Origin of the sequence: Hoyosella altamirensis, assembly GCF_014191505.1 — a bacterium.
In the GTDB taxonomy this organism is placed as follows: domain Bacteria; phylum Actinomycetota; class Actinomycetes; order Mycobacteriales; family Mycobacteriaceae; genus Hoyosella; species Hoyosella altamirensis.
Genome location: NZ_JACHWS010000001.1, coordinates 1,600,764 through 1,622,653 on the forward strand (window position 1 = coordinate 1,600,764; position 21,890 = coordinate 1,622,653).

At 61.2% G+C, this 21,890-nt stretch carries 19 protein-coding genes; 11 read left to right on the forward strand and 8 right to left on the reverse strand.

Annotation, left to right across the window (positions count from 1 at the left end):
• Positions 1-31: 31 nt before the first annotated feature.
• Genes FHU29_RS07840 through FHU29_RS07850 form a run of 3 tightly spaced genes read left to right on the forward strand, consistent with a single transcriptional unit; the run spans position 32 to position 2,060 of the window.
• Complete coding sequence (locus tag FHU29_RS07840) at positions 32-1,282, forward strand: MFS transporter (protein ID WP_064438984.1); 1,251 nt, start codon at positions 32-34, stop codon at positions 1,280-1,282.
• Positions 1,283-1,292: 10 nt separating this feature from the next.
• Entirely contained in the window at positions 1,293-1,502 is a 210-nt protein-coding gene (locus FHU29_RS07845) for a PLDc N-terminal domain-containing protein (protein ID WP_064438983.1), read from the forward strand.
• 42 nt (positions 1,503-1,544) lie between these two features.
• Positions 1,545-2,060, forward strand: coding sequence for a GNAT family N-acetyltransferase (locus tag FHU29_RS07850; RefSeq protein ID WP_064438982.1), 516 nt, complete (start codon positions 1,545-1,547; stop codon positions 2,058-2,060).
• Positions 2,061-2,082: 22 nt separating this feature from the next.
• On the opposite strand, the gene FHU29_RS07855 is transcribed toward FHU29_RS07850, so the two are convergent.
• Positions 2,083-2,616 (reverse strand): hypothetical protein, encoded by a 534-nt coding sequence (locus FHU29_RS07855; RefSeq protein WP_157094909.1) that lies wholly within the window; start codon positions 2,614-2,616, stop codon positions 2,083-2,085.
• Between the two features lie 20 nt (positions 2,617-2,636).
• On the reverse strand, positions 2,637-5,747 hold the full coding sequence (locus FHU29_RS07860; RefSeq protein WP_083962125.1) for a sacsin N-terminal ATP-binding-like domain-containing protein: 3,111 nt from the start codon (positions 5,745-5,747) through the stop codon (positions 2,637-2,639).
• A 106-nt stretch (positions 5,748-5,853) separates the two neighbouring features.
• On the opposite strand from FHU29_RS07860, the gene FHU29_RS07865 reads away from it, so the two are divergent.
• The 3 genes from FHU29_RS07865 to FHU29_RS07875 all read left to right on the forward strand — a co-directional run bounded on the left by FHU29_RS07865 (position 5,854) and on the right by FHU29_RS07875 (position 8,145).
• Positions 5,854-6,480, forward strand: a complete 627-nt coding sequence (locus FHU29_RS07865) for a TetR family transcriptional regulator (RefSeq protein ID WP_064438979.1) — start codon at positions 5,854-5,856, stop codon at positions 6,478-6,480.
• Positions 6,481-6,484: 4 nt separating this feature from the next.
• Complete coding sequence (locus FHU29_RS07870) at positions 6,485-7,159, forward strand: enoyl-CoA hydratase-related protein (protein ID WP_064438978.1); 675 nt, start codon at positions 6,485-6,487, stop codon at positions 7,157-7,159.
• Positions 7,160-7,521: 362 nt separating this feature from the next.
• A complete protein-coding gene (locus FHU29_RS07875) occupies positions 7,522-8,145 on the forward strand; it encodes a hypothetical protein (protein WP_064438977.1) in 624 nt (207 codons plus the stop codon).
• Here FHU29_RS07875 and FHU29_RS07880 read toward each other — a convergent pair.
• The 5 genes from FHU29_RS07880 to FHU29_RS07900 all read right to left on the reverse strand — a co-directional run bounded on the left by FHU29_RS07880 (position 8,139) and on the right by FHU29_RS07900 (position 12,886).
• Positions 8,139-8,519: a VOC family protein gene (locus tag FHU29_RS07880; RefSeq protein ID WP_064438976.1), complete on the reverse strand. Its 381-nt coding sequence runs from the start codon at positions 8,517-8,519 to the stop codon at positions 8,139-8,141. The genes FHU29_RS07875 and FHU29_RS07880 overlap by 7 nt on opposite strands.
• A 13-nt stretch (positions 8,520-8,532) precedes the next feature.
• Complete coding sequence (locus tag FHU29_RS07885; protein ID WP_064438975.1) at positions 8,533-9,393, reverse strand: universal stress protein; 861 nt, start codon at positions 9,391-9,393, stop codon at positions 8,533-8,535.
• Positions 9,394-9,480: 87 nt separating this feature from the next.
• A complete protein-coding gene (locus FHU29_RS07890; RefSeq protein WP_232322867.1) occupies positions 9,481-10,347 on the reverse strand; it encodes an alpha/beta fold hydrolase in 867 nt (288 codons plus the stop codon).
• Positions 10,348-10,482: 135 nt separating this feature from the next.
• Positions 10,483-12,237: a SulP family inorganic anion transporter gene (locus tag FHU29_RS07895; RefSeq protein ID WP_083962148.1), complete on the reverse strand. Its 1,755-nt coding sequence runs from the start codon at positions 12,235-12,237 to the stop codon at positions 10,483-10,485.
• Between the two features lie 103 nt (positions 12,238-12,340).
• On the reverse strand, positions 12,341-12,886 hold the full coding sequence (locus FHU29_RS07900) for a cupin domain-containing protein (RefSeq protein ID WP_232322866.1): 546 nt from the start codon (positions 12,884-12,886) through the stop codon (positions 12,341-12,343).
• A 180-nt stretch (positions 12,887-13,066) separates the two neighbouring features.
• Here FHU29_RS07900 and FHU29_RS07905 point away from each other — a divergent pair, with 180 nt between their 5' ends.
• Both FHU29_RS07905 and FHU29_RS07910 read left to right on the forward strand, forming a co-directional pair.
• Entirely contained in the window at positions 13,067-13,735 is a 669-nt protein-coding gene (locus tag FHU29_RS07905) for a PRC-barrel domain-containing protein (protein WP_064438972.1), read from the forward strand.
• Positions 13,736-13,838: 103 nt separating this feature from the next.
• The gene (locus FHU29_RS07910) at positions 13,839-15,065 is read left to right on the forward strand and encodes an alkane 1-monooxygenase (RefSeq protein ID WP_064438971.1); all 1,227 of its coding nucleotides are present in this window, start codon (positions 13,839-13,841) and stop codon (positions 15,063-15,065) included.
• Here FHU29_RS07910 and FHU29_RS07915 read toward each other — a convergent pair.
• The gene (locus tag FHU29_RS07915) at positions 15,062-15,898 is read right to left on the reverse strand and encodes a 2-oxo acid dehydrogenase subunit E2 (protein WP_064438970.1); all 837 of its coding nucleotides are present in this window, start codon (positions 15,896-15,898) and stop codon (positions 15,062-15,064) included. The two genes, FHU29_RS07910 and FHU29_RS07915, sit on opposite strands and share 4 nt — an antisense overlap.
• Positions 15,899-16,128: 230 nt before the next feature.
• On the opposite strand from FHU29_RS07915, the gene FHU29_RS07920 reads away from it, so the two are divergent.
• Genes FHU29_RS07920 through FHU29_RS07930 form a run of 3 tightly spaced genes read left to right on the forward strand, consistent with a single transcriptional unit; the run spans position 16,129 to position 21,836 of the window.
• A complete protein-coding gene (locus FHU29_RS07920; protein ID WP_064438969.1) occupies positions 16,129-17,112 on the forward strand; it encodes an Acg family FMN-binding oxidoreductase in 984 nt (327 codons plus the stop codon).
• A 14-nt stretch (positions 17,113-17,126) separates the two neighbouring features.
• On the forward strand, positions 17,127-19,430 hold the full coding sequence (gene ppsA / locus FHU29_RS07925; protein ID WP_064438968.1) for a phosphoenolpyruvate synthase: 2,304 nt from the start codon (positions 17,127-17,129) through the stop codon (positions 19,428-19,430).
• 12 nt (positions 19,431-19,442) lie between these two features.
• Positions 19,443-21,836, forward strand: coding sequence for a glycoside hydrolase family 65 protein (locus tag FHU29_RS07930; protein WP_064438967.1), 2,394 nt, complete (start codon positions 19,443-19,445; stop codon positions 21,834-21,836).
• Positions 21,837-21,890 lie beyond the last annotated feature (54 nt).

The following is a 21,890-nucleotide window of genomic DNA, read 5'->3' on the forward strand; positions in this document are numbered from 1 at the left end:
TAAATTACTACCGGGGCGGACGATCGATGCCATGACCGCCGTGATCGCCCGCTCGAACTCAGTTGAGCCCTACCCTGTGCGTTCACGCGGGTACCGCCGTATAACCGCGGCGCTCTTCATCGCGGGAGTAACCACTTTCGGCTCGATGTACTCGACCCAAGCCGTACTCCCCGAGTTCACCCGGTACTTCGGCGTGAGCCCGGCGACGTCCGCACTAGCCATGTCACTGACAACCGGCATGCTCGCACTGACGATCATTCCGGCAAGCGCCCTATCAGCGCGGTTCGGCCGAACCCGGGTCATGACCATCTCCGCTGTCAGCGCCGCGGTGATCGGAATTCTCATCCCCCTGTCCCCCACTATCGAAGTCGTACTCACCCTTCGAGCCCTCCAGGGTGTCGCCCTCGCGGGTGTCCCTGCTGTTGCCATGGCGTACCTGGCCGAAGAAGTGGACCGCGCCTCTCTCGGCCAGGCAATGGGCCGCTACATTGCTGGTACTACGGTCGGCGCGCTCATCGGACGTCTCCTGGCATCCTCGATGCTCGATGTCACATCGTGGCGCTGGGCGCTCGAAGTTGCGGCACTCGTCGCCGCGTTCAGCGCCATCGTGATGATCCGGATGCTGCCGCAGTCCCGGATGTTCTGTCCGCAACGAACGACGCCCTCAACTGTGGCGCGCGGTGTGGCCAGTCACCTGAAGAACCCGGCGATGCTGTCGCTTTTCATGCTCAGCTTCCTGCTGATGGGCGGTTTCGTCTCCGTATATAACTTCCTGGGGTACCGGCTGCTCGACGATCCATTCCGGCTCACCGCCACCCTCGCTGGGCTCGTTTTCCTGTTCTACCTTTCAGGAACAGTGTCGTCCCCTAAAGCCGGGCAGCTCAGCGATCGCTTCGGGCAGCGCCGAATTCTGCTCGGGGCTGTCGCGATCATGGCGTGCGGACTATTCCTCACGTTGCCCGACTACATGCCTACGTTGTTGACTGGCGTAGCGATCTTCACCATCGGCTTCTTCGGCGCGCACTCCGTGGCAAGCAGCTGGGTAAGCAACCTGGCCGCCAGCAACCGCGCGGAAGCGTCGTCGCTCTACCTGTTCAGCTACTACTTGGGCTCATCATTACTGGGCGGGACGGCAGGCCTTGTGTACATGTCTGCGGGCTGGTCCGGGATGGTCGTGTATGTTGGCGTCCTCGTCATTGTGGGTTTGCTGCTGGTGACGGTGACGCTGCGTTCCCGCAATCAGGGTCTTTCGGCCCCTGTGTCCCGGTTATCCGCCGGCTAGATTCGGGTTCATGATCGCGTGGAAAGACATGACCCCGGCCCAGCGTGGAGTGCTCCTCGGTGCGGCGTCCATACAACTCAGTCTCGCCGTGTCCGCCTGGGCCGACCTCGCGTCCCGCCCCGCAGGTGAGGTGAACGGATCGAAGGCGAAGTGGGCCGGGATCATTGCGATCAACTTCGTTGGTCCAATTGCCTACTTTGCCCGGGGCCGCAAGCGCTGAACCAGCGATGTACCCCGTTCGGGAAGGACGGATAGGACAGAAATGGCAACCCCGACCGTCTGGTTCACCCGCCCGGAAACACCAGCGGATCAGCCATCGATCCGTGCGGTCAACCTCGCTGCGTTCGACACCGCAGAGGAAGCTGATCTCGTCGATGCGCTGCGTGCTGACTCTGCGTGGATCGACGGGCTCTCCATCGTCAGCACGGACGGTGACGGCATGATCGTGGGCCACGCACTGATGACGAGGTGCCACGTCGACGATGTGGCCGCGCTGTGCCTCGCGCCGTGCGCGGTTCGGCCCGAATATCAGCGCTCCGGTGCCGGGGCGGCCGCAATCCGCGCGGTGCTCGACGCCGCGCGCGAAATGGGTGAGCGGTGCGTGATCGTGCTCGGACATCCGACGTACTATCCACGGTTCGGGTTCAGCCGCGCGTCCCAGCACGGAATCAGCCTCAGCATCGAGGTGCCTGATGAAGCGCTGATGGTACTGAGTTTGGACGGCGATCCGGAACTGCCCCGCGGCACCGTGCGCTACGCCGCACCATTCGGTATTTGATCTCACGCTTTCGCCCGAACTGTCAGGCGCGTTTCGCTCCAGCAACCACAGCCCCCGCTGCGATAGCTACGACACCCAGCGCCAGGATCGAAAACTTCAGCAGCGCTGCCCACCACGCAATTTGAGGCCAAGGCTCCGAAGGAGTCGTAAGCAGCAGGTTGAGCAGCGCTACATTCTCGATCATGTCGAACATGCCGGCCACGATCTGCAACGTCGCAAGTGCCCGCAAAGCCATGACGAAACGTCCGAATCGCTGTGCCACCCAGAGACATCCGATTGCGACGGCAGGCACCCAAGCAAGGATGAACAGGAAATCCAGCCCGAGGTTGAACGCAGCTTCGATACGACCACGCTCACCCCAGCTGTCCAGCATTGCCGCCGCAGCCTCCGAATCGCCCACAAATTCGAAAGACACGATGCCATGCGGCGCAAGATCATTGGTCAGGCTGCCGCTCGTAGCCCACATTCCCGCAGAAATGAGCACGGTCGCCGCGAGGAAGCCGAGGAACAGTTTCCACAGGGTGCGCGGGTGAAGGGAGTGGGGTGATACGGGCACAGCACGAATACTGCCAGATTTCACTCCATCTCGGACTCCGCCAGTAATTGTGCTGCCTTAGCTGGTTCGCGTAGCGCAGCGGCAACGAGATGGCGGCGTTCCCATTGACCGGCCGTCCAGCACAGGGCGCGAGCCAGCCCATCGTCGGTCGACGCATGAAGGTTACCCCCAGCGGTGAACCATTCGACCTCAACGTCATTGACTGTGAGAGGAGTGTGGTACCAGTAAGCACTCGCCGCGCCGATGATGAACTCCCGGACCCCGGGTGGTACATCACGCTGCGAACCTGTCGAGGTGACTCGCCCTTCGACTTCTTCGCTCGCCAATGCGATATCGAGAACATCAGCGAGGTCGGCGGCCAGTGGCGCGGGAACAATGATCAGGGGCTGCCCCGCCACTAAAGGCAGCAGTTCCGGCTGGTCAAGGATCAAAATTTCGTTGGCGTGAGCAACGACAATCTGGTTTCCCCGCACTGCCCGCGTCCGATCGGGCGGGGTCACCAGGTCGGCGTCAAGACCCGCCAGTTCCCGCCAGACCGTTCTTAAACCGTCGCGCTCCACGGGCTTCTCTGGATCTCCCAGCCTGCCAAGCAAATCTTCGGGACCGCCGGGCTCAGTAAGAATCTGTTGCAGATTACGCCGCACACCTATCGCCCGCGCCAACCCCGGGTCGACAGAAGACGGTATTTCCGCGTACAGGCTCTGCAAAGCTGGGTCCGCGTCCGCTGTACGGAATGACGACATCAATTCTCCGCTGACGCGTGCATTCATGCGGAGCCACCAGGCCGAATAAGACGGCACGTCGATCGTTTCACCTGTTTCCGTCAGCACTCGGCAGGGAGTCGTGACAGCAGCACGTACAGCAGGATCTTCCAGCATTGCCAGCGCGTGAGGCCAGCGATCGTCGGCAACGAGGTCAAGGTCGGCGACGCATACCAATTCAGCGATCATGGGCGGGACTGCCGGATCGCCGAGTCGGTGGAGAACCTCCTTGCCCCATGCATCGAGGCCGTCAATCAGTCCATCGAATGTCGCGTCGAGATCGTGACCGATCTCCACATTTTCAGCGCGCATGATAGTGAAGGCCCACAATGCGCCGACGGCCCGGAGAGGTTCGGTGCCGTAGCGCTCAACAACCGAATCGTGCACCGTGCCCAGCGGTGCGTCGTCGTACAGGACTCCCTGAATCGGCGCGCCCGGTATGACCAGCTCCGCCGCGGCCGAGAAGTCGTCCTCGTCGTCGCGCAGCGCGAGTTCTGATAGCCACGATACGTCCGCAGTCGTGATCCCTGACGCTTCCACGAGCATCAGCACGGCATCGGAAATGGCTTGCGGGTCATCGCTTTCGAGAGAGCCACGAACGGCCGCTTCAGCGCGCGGATCGGTGAGCGCGGAGGCTGCGGTCACTGGTGCCGCACCGAGCCGCTCGAGGAGTGGATCAGCGGCGTCCGGATGAATTACACGCAATCCGAGAGGGGCAAGCGCATCGGGATTCAGGTGTCCGCGCTGCTTGGTTCCGTCCCATTCCGGGGGTGGGAGGAGCGCGGTCCGCGCGCCTTGCACTAACCGTCCGTCCGCCAGCGGCACCGGTAGCGCACCCAGTTCGCCTAGGTCGGAGCCGTGGCCGGTAGATGCCCGGATGGCAGCATAGAGCTGACCCCACCAGACTGGGGAGTTCTGCCGTCCGGCAAGAATGTCGGCGACATCCGCGAGGCCTAATCGACGTATTCCGAGCGTGCGCAGGGCCGGAAACCGGGGCGTCCACGAACCAGGAAGAAGCCCAGAAACAATCGGCGCGAGCATGTCCGCAAGTGGTGCCGCGCCCTCCCCCGTTCCCAGATCGAGAATGGCGGCATCAGACGGAGCGACGCGCTGCCCCTCGTGTGTGACGAGAAAGGGAGTTTCGATAATCGCGGGTGACAGCTGCTGTCGTAACGCTGCTTCGAAGGAACCGCTGCTGAGCGAAGCGGAGGGAACTAAGTCGAGCACCGACTGGCCTTCGAAGCGAGTCAGCAGCTCGCAATAGGCATCCGCTGCCTGCGCTATAAGGAAGTCGGTAGCAGGCCCTGGCTGAATCTTGCGCCGGTCTGCGCCGAGCGGGAACGTACCGATCAGCACTGCGGGAAGGTCGAGCGCCGTGTCGCTTGGCGTGGGTGCATACACTACGGGTTCCACGTCCGGCGGCATCGGCGCGACCGATCCCGCCTCATTCACCGGCGTTGCCCATGTCAGCGTCCACGCGGTGTGTCTGCGTTCCTCACGCGGACGATCAGCGAGCAGCGCATCGGCGTGGACACCACTGCGCCGGACGGCGCGCCATAATGTCACGGTGCCATCCACTGTGGTGGCGAAGTCCGCGCCGTTCGCATCCTCGGAACGTGTCAGCAGTCGTTGCTGACCGTCGATCTCGATCACGACTTCCGTAAGGCCGGTAAGGGCAACGAGCAGTGTTTCTCCGGTCTGCTGCAGCAGATCCCGAATGCGCTCGCGTTCCCCTTCGGAACGCAGAAGCATCGCTACTTCGGTGTCGTATCCCGTGTGTTCTCGCGGTTCGCAAGGAAACGGAAGTCGCAGCGCCGGAACATGCCCGCCGCGACTGTGCACCTCGTTAGCGAGCCCAGTCAAAGCTTTTGTCGTGGAGCAGGATTCAATCATGGAGACCACCGCGTGCCGAGCGTCCTCCTGGGAAAACCGCACCGCGCTTCCGGTGGACGAGACGACGATGTCATCACTGACGGCGGCGACCGCCGAGAATCCCACACCGAACCGACCGGTTGACGCGCCCGCGTCGCGTTTCGAGGAGGCCCGCAGAGTCGACAGCGATTCGACGCCTTCCGGCGTGAGCGGTGCGCCGGTGTTGGCGGCAGTGAATCGCCGCCCGTGCAGCCTCAGCCGAAGGCGGCCAGGCTTGTTACCGCGGCGTGCCGCGTCCGCTGCGTTCTGAGCGAGTTCGACGACCACCCGGTCGCGGTATCCGCTCAGCGCAAAATCTTCTTCAGCATTGGCGTCTTCGCGGAAGCGAGCTGGCGCGTCGGCCCAGGCGGCAAGGACACGTCGCCGGATTTCCGAGGTCCCGAAGGGGTCACCGGCTGACGTGCTTTCCGGCATTGTGGATTCATCTTCGCGACGCATTTCTCTAGCTTGCCAGCATCGCGTCCACAATGGCCGCTGCCCGCACCGCACGCCACAAGGAGTTCAGCGCATTGTATTAGAGCACCCGCTCCGTTACTGTCTCCTCATGGCCCGTCCGCGCATCCACGATCTGGATCACGTCTATGACGCGACGGAACGCCTCCTCGTGCACGCAGGGCCAGCGGCCGTCACCGTTCGCGCGGTCGCTGCCGCAACCGGAATGCCGAACGGCGCGCTATACCACGCGTTCGGCTCGCGAGCCGGACTTCTGGGCGGCACATGGCTGCGTGCAGCGCAGCGCTTCCTGACGCTACAGACCACGCTCATCGACAATGCTCTCGGATCGACGACGGACGGGATCGAAGCGGTAGTTGCGGCAGCGGACGCTCCAGCCGTTTTCGCCAACCGGTTTCCGGCATCCGCGAAGATGCTCCACACCGTGAACCGCAACGAACTACTCGGGCAAGATCTGCCGCCAGACACAGCCACGGACCTTGGCAAGCTCGAACAGTTCCTGACCGATCTGCTGGTCCGGCTGGCCCTCAGACTCTGGGACCGCAAAGATCGCTGGGCGGTCGACGTGATCACCACCTGCGTGGTTGATCTCCCCACAAGCATTCTGCTCAGCCGGGATCGTCTGAAAAGCTCCATTGCTCGTGAGCACCTGCGCGCCGCCGTGCGCGCAGTACTGGAAGTCGGACCACCGCCACTTACAGCCCCAATTAAGGAGTAACCGCATGGCAACCAGCCTCACCTACCACGACAAGATCGCTGTCATTGACCTAGGTGACGACGAAAACCGTTTTGCACCAGAATTTATCGAAGCCATGAACGGTCACTTAGCTACTGCGGTCAGTGACGGCGCACAAGCGCTGGTCACTACCGCCAGCGGAAAGTTCTATTCCAATGGCCTCGACCTCGAATGGTTAATGGCAAACGCAGACCGCACCCAGTGGTATGTCGATCAGGTGCACGCGCTTTTCGCGCGTGTCCTCGCATTGCCCATACCGACTGCCGCAGCACTGCCTGGACATGCCTTCGGCGCGGGCGCAATGCTCGCGATGGCCCACGACTACCGGGTGATGCGCGCCGACCGCGGCTTCTTCTGCTTCCCTGAAGTCGACATCCACATCCCGTTCACCACCGGTATGGCGGCGCTCATTCAGGCGAAACTCACTCCGCAGGCCGCGATCGCTTCGATGACAACTGGCCGCCGCTTCGGCGGTACGGACGCGCTCGCCGCGGGAATCGTCGACGCCACCGCGGTGGAAGGTGCTGTCAAGAATGACGCGATCGGGATGGTTGCGCCGTTAGGGATCAAGGATCAAGCCACACTCGGCGCGATCAAACAGACGATGTTCGCCGATGCGATCGCTGCGCTGACGAAAAAATCTGAGGCGGAGGACGTCTAGATCCTGGAGAGCGCCGCTGCTCACAGCGGCGCTCTCTACAGCTAACGGGCTGCGGCTGGACTATGAGCCGAACCCGCCGCGGATTACTGCGTCGAGACCTCCGTCGAGGTACAACCTCCAGAGGTGCAGCGCGAACTCCAGTGCTAGGTCAAAGTCGAACATCGGGGACCCCTTCCCTTCGTTTTCCCGACCCTTTTTAAACGGCCAGCCAGAGGCGGCCTTACTCCATTTCACCACCAATGGGCTAAGATTTCGAGTGCTAATTAGCTACCCTAATAAGAAACGTGCTGTCAGTTTCCGGAAAGCCACGCGCGGTCACGCGCATTGTGCTGACGTTGCACGAGGGCAGTTAGGGGCAGCAGATGAGCATCGAGCAGACCCGCAGAGCACTGCACGGTGTGGCAGAGCTGCTAATCGCCGGGCCTCAATACCGGCGCCACGGCACAATTAGGCTGACGGTAACGCCTGGTGGATTCGGGGGCACTGCCTTGCCTGTGCGCGTAGACGGATCAGAACTGGTCTGGGCAATGGGGCGAGCCCGCATCACCGTTCCACTCCACGACATCGCGGAGAACGCACACATTGATGCCGGTGCGCCCCATGGCCTCTACACCGACGGAAGTGGCGTCTCCCTCGATGAAGTCATTGAGATAGACCCAGCAGCAGCCCGCCTTATCTCCGGCTGGTTCAGGCTGGGAGACCGGGCACTGCGGCATTTTGCTCCGGACTTGACGCCTGTGCTGTGGCCCGAGCATTTTGACCTAAGCATCACGCTCGAGAACACCACCTACGGTGTGAGTCCCGGCGACCAGAACGTCGACTTGCCGTATGCCTACGTCGCGCCCGCTGACAGGGGTGACCTTGGCGGAACGGACCCATTCTGGAATGCAGGTTTTGGCGCCTTCAGAACCATTGATGACATTTCGACCGAGCGTTCCATGATCGAGTTCTTTGAAGCAGGCAGGAAACTGCTGCTGAATCAGTGAGACCGTCTCGGGATCTTCTGTGCGAACTCCACAATGTTGCCGTCTGGATCTGCGATATGCAGGGTGCGTTCGCCCCACGGACGATCGACTGGACCGGTCAATGGCGTCACACCCAGCGCGCGCAGCGATTCAGCGGTGGCATCCACGTCGCTGACACGAAATCCGAGCTCGCCACATGGCGCCGTTCCAGCACGCTGACCGATGAGTTCTGCCAGTTTGCTGCGCTCGAACAGCGACAATTTGACGTTCTCCATCGCGAACTCGACATAACCGTCTCCCTCAATGCGGACCTCGAGCCCGATGATGTCGCGGTAGAACCGAACAGACTCGGAAAGCGAGTCGACGTACCAGATCACATAGTCAACGCGGCGCATCTTCGCGAGGCTATCAGTGCACGATCAAGAGCGGCGACTGTGCGCTATCCAGCAGCGCGATGCTTGTCGAGCCGACCACCATCCCCATGAAGCCACCGCGCCTGCGGCTCCCAACAACGACCAAATCGAGCGTCTTCGACAGCTTCGCGAGGGTGCGTGCCGCATCATCGGCAACCACGCAGCGGCTGACGTCAACTTCAGGGTACTTCTCGCTCCAGCCCGCAAGCGCCTCCGCCAGGATGATCTCCTCCGCCACGCGCGTTTCGTCCCACGGAAAGTCCCGGCCCGCCAGCGCTGACGCTGTCCCAATCTCAGCCCAGGTGTAGACGGCGATAAGCTCAGCGCCACGCGCAGCCGCTTCTTCGAAGGCCGTGCCGATCGCGGTCTCATTCCGGCGTGTTCCGTCGATGCCCACGGCGATCTTGCCGTTCCGGGAATGCGCCGCACCTGCGGGCACGATCGCTACCGGGCACTGTGAATGGGCGGCGAGTGCTGCAGCCGTGGATCCGATGACCTTGGGAATGCCCGAATCCATCGCACCCTGTGAACCCACAACGAGCCTGCTCGCCGACTTCGACATCACGACGAGTTCACGCACAGGCGGTCCCGTGACGATCCGCGAGAGGACGTCGACCAGCCCGTCACCAACCTCCTCACGCACAACACGTTCAGCACGCTCGATCGACGCGACACTCTCTCGTTCCAAGTCAGCAAAGTAACTCGACGGCATCCACGTCGACAGGAAGCCACCCGTCACACTGAAAAGCATGAGCGGCGCCTGCGCCTGTGACGCATCATGTGCCGCCCAGCGCACTGCGTCGTATGACTCCTCGGATCCGTCAACACCCACCACTACCGGCTGCTTCTCACTCATAGAAGCTATCTTCCGGGGATTATGGGCGGTGCGAGAGAGCCGAAGGTCACCAGAATTAAGGCCCTAGGGATGATCAACCGGGGCGCGTTACGCCGCGTCACCGGTCGGCTCAAACTCTGGCAGCGCAGCCTCCGCTGCGCCCAGGACGTTTGTGATGATTTCGCCAAAGCCGCGTGGGTCGTACAGCAGCCAGCCGTGACTCCCGTCGACCGTCACCGCCTCTCGGCTGCCCGCGGCGGCGCGCATCGAGGCGGTAGTGGCGGCGGGAATCACGTTATCTCGACTGCTCCACACAATCACTACTGGAAGCCGTCTCCGCTTGAGCTCTTCTAGCTCGCTTGTGAGGTCCGCCGTGCGCGCCATGAGCCCAGCCTGCCAAACAGACCTGAGATTTTTGACGAGGTTTGGCACGGCATCGCGGATTATTACCGGCAAAATCCTCGTCATTTGCCGCACGGGAAACAGATCGGCAGACAAGTGCAGTCCCCAGTCCCACAGCGGCCGTTCCACCAGCGACCTCGCGATGCCACGATCATCCGTCCAGGCGGATCCACCGATCGAGTTCACGAGCACAAGTCGCGCGACAAGATCCGGGTGATCATGCGCGGTACGAATTGCTACACCACCGCCGAATGAATGGCCGACCAGCGTCACAGGTGCAGTAATTTCTCCCCGCGCGGCAAGTTCACTGATGAAATCGGCGACCCAAACCCCATACTCCTTCAGGGTGACCTTTCCCGGATGCTTTCTCAGCAATGTTGCAGATCCACCGAAACCGGGCATCGTCGGCGCGACAACTCGCATACCCGCGGCAGCCAGCGCCTGGAGGCTGCGCGCGTAGGTCCGATGGGTAAGTCCCCATCCATGCAGGAAGACCACGCACGGCCCGCGTCCTCCAACAAGGTATTTGGCACGTGAACCAGCGATGACGGTCACGCGCGTTTCGAGACTCACCGTTCCTGAGGCGCACTGTATCGCCATTTGTCACCGCCGTTCACCGACCTGAAAGGCACTCTTCCGGGACCTTTCGGAACGATCCCGGTGCGCTACATCGGGAGGTTCTCTGGAGTCTCCCGAATTCATTCGTACTTATTCAACACGCGGACCTCGCTCTAAAATTCCCGCACTCGAGTGGTCATCAGTTGGCGGCACGCCATGTGTCGTCTCATATTCCCGAACGTACGCAGACACTGCGGTTGCGAGCGTGGGAAATATACGGTTCTCCGTCACCACGCTGACGAGGCCCCCTGCTTCTAGTGCCTCGCGAATGTCCTGCTTGACGCGAGCAATCCCGAAGACCACTCCCCTGCGCTCCAACTCGGCCTGCAGTTCGATCAGCATGTCCATAGCCGTGATATCGATCTCGACGTTCGCTTCCGCATTGAGGAGAAACCACTCAGCCCGCACAGGCGCATCGTCAACCGCAGCGAGAGCACGCCGCCGAAAGTCGTCTGCGTTGGCGAAGAACAACGGTGCGTCGTACCGATACACGACTAGTCCTGGAATGCGCAGTGAATCGGGATAATCATCAATGTCATGCATTCCGTCGATTTCCGCCGGATATCCGAGGATCGCGTCGTGCGGCCGCGCAACTTTACGGAGCACATCAAGAATCGACAAGGCGAGCGCAGCTAGTACGCCGTACAAAACCCCGAAAGCAAGAACCGATATTGTAGTCGCCAGAGCGAGGAATAATTCGCTCCGCCGAAACGCGCCGATCCGCCGGAATTCGCGGATGTCGACGAGCTTGATCGCAGCGAAGATAACCAGTGCGCCGAGAGCCGCCAGAGGGAAGACGGCAAGAACGGTCCCGCCGAACAGGAGCACAAGACACACCGCCGCCAGCGCGACCAGCGAATGGAGCTGCGTCCGGCTTCCAAACACATCACCTACCGCGGTGCGGCTGGCGCTGCTGCTCACTGGGAAACCTTTGAAAAGCCCGGCTGCGAGATTCGCCGCGCCCAACGCGAGTAGCTCCCTGTGAGCGTCGACGCGATAGTGGTTACGGGCCGCAAAAGCGCGTGCGGTGAGCACGTTGTCGGAGTAGCCGACGATCGCGACTCCCAGCGCGGGCAACAACAGCATCCCGACATCTCGAATTGTCACCATGGGAACTGAGGGAACCGGGAGGCCTTCGGGCAGCGCCCCGACAACAGCGACCCCCTTCTCCCTGAGGGATAGCATCACCGTCAGTCCCGAGGCCACGAGCACAGCGAACAAAGTCACTGGAAGCCGCGGCAAAGCTTTTGTCGCGGCGAGAAGGAACAGCAGTACGGCGATCGCAACCGACAGTGTCGGCCAATGCACAGTGGCGATGTTCTGCAGGAATGAGCGCACTTCAGTCAGCATCGAGTGTCCACGAACCTCAGCACCCGTTACCTTGCCGAGCTGACTCACGATCATCAGAACTGCGATGCCCGCCATGTAGCCAACGAGAACCGGCCGGGACAGCAAGTCAGCGAGGAACCCTAACCGCGCTGCCCAGCCAATGAGGCACACGACTCCGACTAGCATCGCGAGCGTCGCGGCAAGCGCGGCGTAGCGAACCGGATCACCCGCCGCGAGCGGACCGATGGCCACCGCCGTCATCAGCGCGGTTGTCGACTCAGGGCCGACGGAGAGCTGTCGCGACGAACCCACCAGGGCGTATACGACGATCGCTACCGCGATCGTCCACAACCCGGTAACCGGGGGTAACCCCGCGACGGCAGCGTACGCCATGACCTGCGGGATCAAGTAGGCAGCGACCGATACCCCCGCGAGAACATCGGCTCGTAGGTAGTCCTTCCGGTAGCCGCTTGTGAGCGTCGGCCAGCGTCCCTCGTCAGTCACGGTGGCTCCCAGATCAACAGGCGGCTGAGTAATCTCAGCCTTCCGCATTCCGGAGCCGCCCGGGAGGGCCGATCGTCGCCCCCGTTAGGGACCTTCTGCCCTCACCCTGCCACGATCACTCGTTCCGGGGATCGTCTTCAGGATTGATGTAATCGAGTGCCCACGGGCCAACCGTGCTGAGCTGAATGATGGTCTCCCCCTCTGCCCTGGCGTGGTGTGGGTTCTCGGGCGGAATCATGATGTAGGAACCCGTGTCGAGCTGCGTCATGTCATTCGCGATTTCCTCGCCATGACCGACATAAAACGTTCCAGAGATCACGGTGACCCGTTCGGTCGCGGGATGTGTATGAGGCGGGATGATGTAGCCGTCGGGAAGCTTTAGGCGCAGCGCAAAATAGTCGCTCACGGCAGGATCACCATCGAGGACTGCGACCTCTGCTCCCTCAGGCAGCACCTCTGGCCCCGGCTCCCACATAATGTCATCGGGCGTGAATACTGCGTGCTCGTCATTGGCATCCTCACCGTTGGACTCGTCGTTGCCGATGACAGCGTCCGGGCTAGCCGGGGCTGCGCCGTTCATATTTGGGTCATCTGCATCCGCGCATCCCGCCAGCAGGCCCGCCGTCAGTGCGCCGGCAGCGACGCAGGCTCGAATTCTCATTTCAGTTCCCCTCACTCGTCAAATTACTCTTCTTTACCCCATTGTTCTCTTTGCCCGTTTCGTCTCAATGACCCAAGTGATCAATTACCGTGTGTGGCCGCTTACGGCAGGTAAACACGGTGTTAGTTCGAGCTCTGAACGGGTAGCCGGTTTACACACTCGTTTGGAGAGGAGCGACGGATGAGGCACCACTCAGACGCCGATGCGTTAATCGGGATGACGTGTTATGGATCAGATGGCGAAAAAATCGGGAAAGTCATTGACCTCTATATCGACAATGCGACCGGCGAACCATCATGGGTCACGCTGCGTACCGGACTGCTCGGCGTTAAAGAGTCACTGGTACCGATTACTGAGGCGACGGTAACTGACGATGGCCTGCAGTTTCCGTTCACGAAACACAAGGTCAAAGACGCACCAGACATGGGCACAGAGGGAGACCTGACGCCCCAGCAGGAAGCGGCGCTCTTCCAGTACTACGGCCTGCCGTACCAGGATCCGAACATACAAAAGGCAGGTCAGCCTGTGACGCTGCAAGACGCCAATCCAGCGCCACCCGCACCCCCAGTGCCCCGCGCGCCTGCACACCGCGAGCCCCGCCCTGATGAATCCGGATACCGTGAAACACAGCCTGCCAGGACGGTGCCCCCCACGCCCGTAGCGCCCGAACACGGAAAGCCGCCCCCTGAGGGAGCCACTCCTGAAACACCCCGCCCTGAACCTCAGGGCCCCCGTCTGCGAAGACGGATTGTCCGGGAGACCCAAACCATTTCGGTGCCGGTCGAGAGGGAGGAATACGTCGTTGAGGATGACGATGACGAGCGCCGTCCACCCCCATCACGCAGATAAAGTACTGGTACTTACCACTACACTCTGGACTTTTCGGGCGTATTGTCAATAGAAAGGACAGCACAACGGTGTGCTGTCCACCTAGCGCCGAGGACGGTTCACGATGACATCGTCAGACTCGCTTCGAGAGACCCCCGTCGAGGAGTGGCACGACAAGAAGCGCTACTGGTGGATGCTCGGCTTTGTGGTGCCGAGCCTGTTTTTTGTCATGCTCGGCGCTATCCGGCTGTTCAACGAGGCAGGCTGGACCGTCCCGTCCCATATTGCCTGGTGGATGGGGCCGATCCTTGTATATATTCTCATCCCGATAATTGACGTTCTTCTCGGGCCCGACGGCTCGAACCCGCCCGATGAATGGATGGAACGTCTCGAGAAGGACAGGTACTACCGCTACATTCTGTACGCCTACATTCCTCTGCAGTACGTGGCATTCTTTGCCGCTTGCTACTTGCTGACAGCGGACAGTGTGAATTGGCTCGGTTATCCTGACGGACTCGCGCTGATCGACAAGATCGGACTCACGGCAAGCATCGGGATGATCGGCGGTATCGGTATCAATACCGCACACGAGCTGGGTCATAAAAAAGAGCACCTGGAACGCTGGCTGTCAAAGATCACCCTTGCGCAGTCGTTCTACGGTCACTTCTTTGTGGAGCACAACCGTGGCCATCACGTCCGAGTCGCCACACCTGAAGATCCCGCGAGTTCACGGCTCGGTGAGAGCTTCTGGGCATTCTGGCCGCGCACCGTCTGGGGCAGCCTCACATCCGCCTGGCACCTCGAGAAACAGCGCCTCGCCCGCGGTGGACACAGCCCATGGACGATCAAAAATGACGTCCTCAACGCATGGCTGATGTCGATAGTCCTCTACGCCGCGGTCATCGCAATCTTTGGTTTCTCACTCCTCCCCTGGCTGATCGTCCAGGCCGTCATCGCGTTCTCCCTGCTCGAGGTCGTCAACTATCTCGAGCACTATGGGCTGCTTCGGGAGAAGACACCAAGTGGCAGGTACGAACGGTGCAGCCCTCGGCACTCCTGGAACAGCGACCACATCTGCACGAACGTCTTCCTCTACCACCTGCAACGCCACAGCGACCACCACGCGTACCCGACGCGGCGCTACCAGATCCTGCGGAGCTGGGATGGTGCGCCAAGCCTTCCCGGCGGTTATGCGAGCATGATCTTGCTTGCGTACTTTCCACCGATCTGGCGTCGAGTTATGGACAAACGTGTGCTCGCGCACTACGAAGGTGACGTCACCAAAGCGAACATCCAGCCGAGCAAGCGAGAGAAGATTCTGGCAAAGTACGGCGCCAGCACAGACAGTTAAACCTGCTGGATATGGTCGAAATCCGCGGGGCGTGAGCAGTATTCGCGCACCGCGTTCGCCAGCCGGGATGCATGGCTGCCGTCTGCATAACGATGGTCGAACGTCGCCGTCACAGTCAGCATGGGACGGACGACGATCTCGCCGCGCACCGCTACAGGACGGTCCGTAACAGCTCCGACGAGCACCAGCAAGGGAACCTTGTAATACGGCGCCAACGGAGAGAAGGCGCGCCCGACTCCCCACATGCCGACGCTAGTTACCATTGCGGATCCAAATGCCTGCCGCCGCATCCCTAATCGCGCCAGGTCGAGATTCCGGTCAGAAGTTGCCCATGCCGCAACACGCAAGCCGATACGCAGAACAGGCAGAGGAAGACGCGTCATCAGCGCTTTGCTGCGGCCGAAATCCTCGTCCCTGCCAGTCCCCAGTGAACGCACGCGAGCATCAAGCTCCGCAGCGATGTCAGCCACTGGCTGGGCGTCAACGTCAGCTACCTTGACTCCAGTCAATTCCTCCCCATTCTCCGTGGCGACGATGAAGAAAATGTCGACGCTCTCCCGCGGGTACACCTTGCGACGAGTGATACGCACATTGAGTTCAGGGACGCACGTGAGTCCGTATGCGAGAGCCTTGCCAACCAGATGGGTAAGCGTGACGTGCGCGCCTGTCCGGGCACGTTCCTCCTGGAGAAACGCCACCAGTGCCCCTGCATCGATCTCGAGTTCACCGAAGAACTGAGGATCCTTCGGCGGACCCCAGGAGGCTCCCGCGAGCTTCCGCCAGCCACGGATCTTACGGCCATTGGATCCTTGAAAGACTCGGTCAGGCACCATGCGGCGGCTTCTCCTCGTCTGGTCACTCGGTTCAGATGGACAGGCACTACGGTGCGCTCAGCAGTTCACAACCAATCATGGAGCGTGAACGCGAATCTGGATAGGGTTCGACACCTCCACTTCGTTAGAGTCGAAGGTCCCACCGCCTGGGAACGTTTGGCTCTACCCGCTTCATCCGCGCGCCGGAAGCATTGGCAGGCATCAGCACATCAAGTTGAGGGAGCCTCATGATGGACCGCCAGATGCCCGATGCGGACACGATCAGATCCGCAGTTTCGCTCGCACTTCGCGCACCGTCGGTACACAACACCCAGCCGTGGTTGTGGCGCATCGGTGACGAAAGCATCAATCTGTATGCCGACCGTTCTCTGCATCTGCGGCACACCGATCCTGACCAGCGCGACCTTATCCTCAGTTGTGGAGCCGCGCTGCAGCACATGCGGGTAGCCCTCGCAGCGCTTGGCTGGCGCTCCGAAGTGCACCGGCTGCCGAATCCGGCTGACAAGGATCACCTCGCGTCGCTCGTGCTGCACCGCCACCACCCGAATGAGAAGGACGTGGCTCTCGCTGCCGCGATCCCCCGACGCCGAACTGACCGGCGCCACTACGGCGCATGGCCCGTACCCCCTCAGTATCTTTCCCGGCTCGCACAGTGCGCCGAGGACGAAGGCGTCGTATTCCGTGTGCTTGAATCGCGCGGCCGTTTCGCAGAACTCATCACAGACGCTGCAGCCATTCACACAACCGATAGCGCATACCAAGCTGAACTCGCGACCTGGAGCGGCCGGCACGGTTCCCCTGACGGCGTGCCTTCACACAATGCGCCAATCGCGGAGATCACGGCAGAGGGCATATCTGCCCGCCAATTCGCCTGGCCCGCACTTGCGCCAGCACCGGGCACCGACGCCGCCAGCGACGAAGCGGAAGTTGTCATGCTGACCACGGCGTCGGACGACGTACTGTCCCGATTGCGCGCCGGTGAAGCATCGAGCGCGGTACTGCTCGAGTCCACAGTACTGGGGCTTGCGTCCTGCCCGATCACTGAGCCGCTCGAGGTCAGATCTACACGCGAACAGGTACAAAGCGATGTCCTCCATGACAGTGGTGTCCCCCAGATCGCCATCCGTGTGGGGTGGGCGCATATCAACGCGGACCCACTTCCCGCGACCCCCCGCCGTCCTGTCGACGACTTCATTCGTCCGCTGGGAAGCTGACCGGAGGCCCCTTTATGGACTATGTGCGAACGATTCAAGAAGTTCGTCTCGAGGATGCCTCAGAAGCGGGAGGCAAGGGCGCAAATCTCGGTGAGTTGCAGGCCGCGGGACTCCCAGTACCCGGCGGGTTCGTCGTACTCGGAATCGGGTACGCACTCTCGATGGACCGCGGTGGAGTTGCCGGAGAACTTTCTGCGCTCCATCGTGAGGCCCTGTCACGCGCAGGTGATAGCGATCAACTCAACGAAATCTGTGACCGACTCCAATCGCTCACACACAAAGCTGCGATGGACGACAACATCCGTGAACAAATAGCTGCTGCGTACACCGCGCTCGGCACTAGCGAATCCGTTGCTGTCCGTTCATCGGCGATCGGCGAGGACAGTCTCGCAACGTCGTTCGCAGGGATGAACGCTTCGTTCACGAACGTGATCGGTGAAGATGCCGTCATCAGCGCGGTGCAACGGTGCTGGTCGTCGCTCTTTACCCCCCGCGTCATCAACTACCGTGCCAGCCAGCGCATTACGTCGGATCCGGTGATGGCAGTTGTCGTTCAGAAGATGCTGAAATCGGACCGCAGTGGTGTCGCGTTCACTGCAGATCCCAGCACGGGGAACTCCGGTGTGATCATCATCGAAGCCGCGTCCGGGCAAGGTGAAGTCGTCGTGTCGGGTGCCGTCGAACCTGACCACTATGTGGTCAGCAAAAGCGACATGAAGGTCAAGAGCACACACCTGGGTCACCAGACCTTCGAAATCATCGCTGACGAAAGCGGTGGAGACCGGCAAGTCCCGGTCGACCGCCACACGCAGCGAGTGCTCAATGATCGAGAGGTTGAGACTATCGCCAGGCTGGCACGACGCGCTGAGGACCACTATGGCTCGCCCCAGGACGTCGAATGGGTTTTTGAAGGCGGCACGCTGTGGTTTGTTCAGGCGCGCCCCATCACCACATTGGGAAAACCTGCCGCACCTCCGCTTTCAGCACCCCTGTCCGTTCCGCTGATCACTGGCCTTGGTGCCGCGCCGGGACGGGTTACGGGCGCCGTCCGGGTCCTCGCCATGCCGAGCGCAGGCCATCGTTTGGCCGACGGAGATATTCTCGTCGCCCCAATGACCAATCCGGACTGGATTCCTGCCATTCGCCGTGCCGCCGCAGTGATCACCGATAGCGGGGGCATGACGTGTCATGCTGCGATCGTTGCTCGCGAGCTCGGAGTTCCTTGCGTGGTGGGCGCGCGCACCGCCACGTCGGTTCTGTCGGATGGCCAGATCGTCACCGTCGACGGCGCTAGCGGCGAAGTGTTCGCGGGCAGTGTGCCTGCGAGTCCGCAGATATCTCAATCACGCCCCGCCACGTCCGGACCCATCAGCTTCGTGCCGACCACCGCTACAAAAATCTACGTCAACCTTGCGATGGCAGAGAAAGCGGAAGCCGTCGCAGCAGAGCCGGTAGACGGTGTCGGGCTACTGCGCGCGGAGTTCATGCTGACAGAAGCACTCGGTGGCCGGCATCCTCGAGAACTCATAGCGAACGGCCAGCAGGAAGAATTTGTCGCATCAATGGCCGGTGCCCTGGGCAGGATCGCAACGGCATTTGCTCCGCGCCCCGTTGTTTATCGGGCAACGGATTTGCGTTCGAACGAGTTCCGTGGGCTCACCGGCGGCGCAAAGTTCGAGCCTGTTGAGAACAATCCGATGATCGGGTACCGCGGCTGCTACCGGTACATTCGCGAACCCGAAATGTTCAGGCTGGAATTGGAAGCGATCCGGCGGGTTCGAGAGCGTACACCGAACGTTCACTTGATGATTCCATTCGTCCGTACCAAGTGGGAACTCGAGGAGTGTCTTTCGCTCGTTGACGCGTCTCCGCTTGGCCGTCATCGGACGATGAGTCGCTGGGTGATGGCTGAAGTTCCCTCCGTCGTGCATTGGCTCCCCGAATACATCGGCATGGGCATCGACGGAGTGTCTATCGGAAGCAACGATCTGACCCAGCTCATGCTCGGGATCGATCGTGACTCCGAGCAGTGCGCCGAGTTGTTCGATGAAGCTGACGCAGCTGTGCTTGATGCCATTGAACGGATCGTCGTGACCGCCCGCAAGCATGGGATCACCTCGTCGCTGTGTGGACAGGCACCGTCATCACGTCCAGGTTTCGCCGAACGTCTCGTGGCAATGGGCATCACGTCGATCTCCGTGAACCCGGATGCGGTAAACGATGTGCGCACCGCTGTGGCCGCAGCAGAACAGCGCATCATGCTCGACGTGGCGCTCAGCCACGGTCAATCAGCGGCCCATGGTTCATCGAGGGCGTGAAGGGTATCCAGCGTGGTGGACACATGGCATCTTGCATTCGATCATTACGATCCAGCGAGCGAGAAGCTGCGGGAGGCGCTCTGCACAGTCGGCAACGGATACTTCGCGTCCCGGGGTGCCGCACCCGAAGTCTCCGCGAATCAATCGCACTATCCGGGTACCTATATCGCGGGTATTTTCAATCGTCTTACCGATGTCGTATCAGGAACCACAGTTAGTAACGAAAGCCTGGTGAACTGCACCAACTGGCTGCCCTTCAGCTTTCGCGCGGGCGGCTCCGAGCAATGGTTCGACATCGATAGGACCGACGTCCTCGAATACCGGCAAGACCTCGATATGAAGCGTGCAGTCCTTGAACGGTTCGTCAAGGTGCGGGACGAATCGGGGCGAGTCACTCGGCTCACGCAGCGCCGCTTCGTTTCCATGGATTCACCGCATGTTGCTGCCCTCCAGGTAGCAGTACGACCCGAAAACTGGTCTGGTTCGCTTGAGGTGCGTTCAGCCCTCGATGGTGGGGTCCGGAACGACCTAGTCGAGCGTTATCGTGATCTCTCGCGGGTGCATTTTTCGAACGTGGAAACCAACTTTCTCACAGACGACTCGGTGCTCATCGAGGCCGAGACAACAGAGTCACGGATTCGGACCGCGGTAGCGGCGCGGACGCAGCTGCGACATGACCACCACGCTGAACCAGCTGAATACCGGCCCTTCCGTAGCTCCGCAGAGATCGGGCATGTCATCGGCGTCCCCATTTCAGCGGGGCAGGAAGTCACGTTCGACAAAGTCGTCACCGTGTACACCGGGCGCGACAGCGCCTGCGGCTCACCGAGCGTCGCGGCCGCCCGCTGGCTGCCGCGACAGGGGTCCTTTCGCGCCCTGCTCGACAAGCACGTCACCGCGTGGGAAAGGCTTTGGCAGCAGTTCGGAATCGATGTTGACGGTGACGAACGCACCCAGCGCATCATCCGGCTCCATCTCTTGCACATCCTGCAGACACTCTCACCGCATGTGGCCGACCTCGATGTGGGCGTACCGGCTCGCGGCCTGCACGGCGAAGCGTACCGGGGCCACATCTTCTGGGACGACCTCTTCGTTTTCCCCGTTCTGAACCTTCGTTTGCCCGCACTGACCGCAGCGCTGCTGAGGTACCGTTTCCGTCGGCTCCCTGAAGCGCGTCAAGCAGCGCTCGATGCCGGCTACCAGGGCGCGATGTTTCCCTGGCAGTCCGGCAGCGATGGCCGGGAAGAAAGCCAAACTCTGCACTTGAATCCCAGATCGGGACGCTGGAACATCGACGCGAGCCAACGGGCGCATCACGTTGGTCTCGCAATTGCCTACAACGTGTGGCAGTACTACCAGGCGACCGCCGACAACGAGTTCCTCGCAGACTTTGGAGCGGAAATTTTGGTCGAGATCGCCAGGTTCTGGGCGTCGCGAACCGAATTCGACGCGGTGCGGGAACGTTTCGTGATTCGAGGTGTCATTGGGCCCGACGAGTTCCACTCGGGCTACCCCGAAGCCCCGTATGACGGAATCGACAACAACGCCTACACCAATCTGCTGGCAGCGTGGACGCTTCACAAGGCCGGTGAGATGCTGGCCCTGATTTCTGATCAGTCACGCGCTGAATTGCTCGCCGCGCTTCGGATAGACGAGGGCGAAGTAGCGCGATGGGACCACATTTCGCGCCGGATCTTCGTGCCATTTCACGACGGTGTGATCAGTCAGTTCGAACGATACGGGAAGCTGCGTGAACTCGACTGGGATAAGTACCGGAAACGGCACGGCGACATTCAGCGCCTCGACCGGATCCTCGAAGCAGAGGGTGAGGACGTCAACTCCTATCAGGCATCCAAGCAAGCCGACGTACTCATGCTTTTCTACCTATTCTCGTCATCCGAGCTCCTGGAGGTGCTTTCACGGCTTGGGTACCATGTCACTCCGGACATCATCCCGCGGACGATCGAATATTACTTACCGCGAACATCGCACGGATCGACGCTCAGTGCTGTCGTGCACGCCTGGGTGCTCGCCAGATCCCGGCGATCCCACACGAGTGACTTTTACAGTGACTTGCTCGATGCCGACCTGACAGATATTCAGGGTGGTACAACGTCGGAAGGTATTCACCTCGCCGCGATGGCCGGGAGCGTGGACATATTGCAGCGCTGCTTCTCAGGACTGGAACTTCGCGATGACCGGATCATCCTCAACCCTTGCTACCCGGAATCTCTCGGCACGGTACAGTTCGGGCTCCGCTATCGTGGAACGCGACTCACAGTGCGCGCCAAAGGGACTACGGCCGAAGTGTGTTCCGCCCCCGGTCCCGGACTTCCTGTCCGCATTGAATGCAACGGCGCCACCGCGAATTTGTCGCCTGGATGCTGCGAGGTCTTCGCACATTGATCACGCGCTGTTCCGAGAACGCGCTGACACAGACACATGCGAGGGCGCCGGGTG

Coding starts and splice junctions, on each gene's coding strand:
- FHU29_RS07840 (WP_064438984.1), top strand. CDS start 32: ATGACCGCCGTGATCGCCCGCTCGAACTCAGTTGAGCCCTACCCTGTG.
- FHU29_RS07845 (WP_064438983.1), top strand. CDS start 1,293: ATGATCGCGTGGAAAGACATGACCCCGGCCCAGCGTGGAGTGCTCCTC.
- FHU29_RS07850 (WP_064438982.1), top strand. CDS start 1,545: ATGGCAACCCCGACCGTCTGGTTCACCCGCCCGGAAACACCAGCGGAT.
- FHU29_RS07860 (WP_083962125.1), bottom strand. CDS start 5,747: ATGCGTCGCGAAGATGAATCCACAATGCCGGAAAGCACGTCAGCCGGT.
- FHU29_RS07865 (WP_064438979.1), top strand. CDS start 5,854: ATGGCCCGTCCGCGCATCCACGATCTGGATCACGTCTATGACGCGACG.
- FHU29_RS07870 (WP_064438978.1), top strand. CDS start 6,485: ATGGCAACCAGCCTCACCTACCACGACAAGATCGCTGTCATTGACCTA.
- FHU29_RS07875 (WP_064438977.1), top strand. CDS start 7,522: ATGAGCATCGAGCAGACCCGCAGAGCACTGCACGGTGTGGCAGAGCTG.
- FHU29_RS07880 (WP_064438976.1), bottom strand. CDS start 8,519: ATGCGCCGCGTTGACTATGTGATCTGGTACGTCGACTCGCTTTCCGAG.
- FHU29_RS07885 (WP_064438975.1), bottom strand. CDS start 9,393: ATGAGTGAGAAGCAGCCGGTAGTGGTGGGTGTTGACGGATCCGAGGAG.
- FHU29_RS07900 (WP_232322866.1), bottom strand. CDS start 12,886: ATGAGAATTCGAGCCTGCGTCGCTGCCGGCGCACTGACGGCGGGCCTG.
- FHU29_RS07905 (WP_064438972.1), top strand. CDS start 13,067: ATGAGGCACCACTCAGACGCCGATGCGTTAATCGGGATGACGTGTTAT.
- FHU29_RS07910 (WP_064438971.1), top strand. CDS start 13,839: ATGACATCGTCAGACTCGCTTCGAGAGACCCCCGTCGAGGAGTGGCAC.
- FHU29_RS07915 (WP_064438970.1), bottom strand. CDS start 15,898: ATGGTGCCTGACCGAGTCTTTCAAGGATCCAATGGCCGTAAGATCCGT.
- FHU29_RS07920 (WP_064438969.1), top strand. CDS start 16,129: ATGGACCGCCAGATGCCCGATGCGGACACGATCAGATCCGCAGTTTCG.
- ppsA (WP_064438968.1), top strand. CDS start 17,127: ATGGACTATGTGCGAACGATTCAAGAAGTTCGTCTCGAGGATGCCTCA.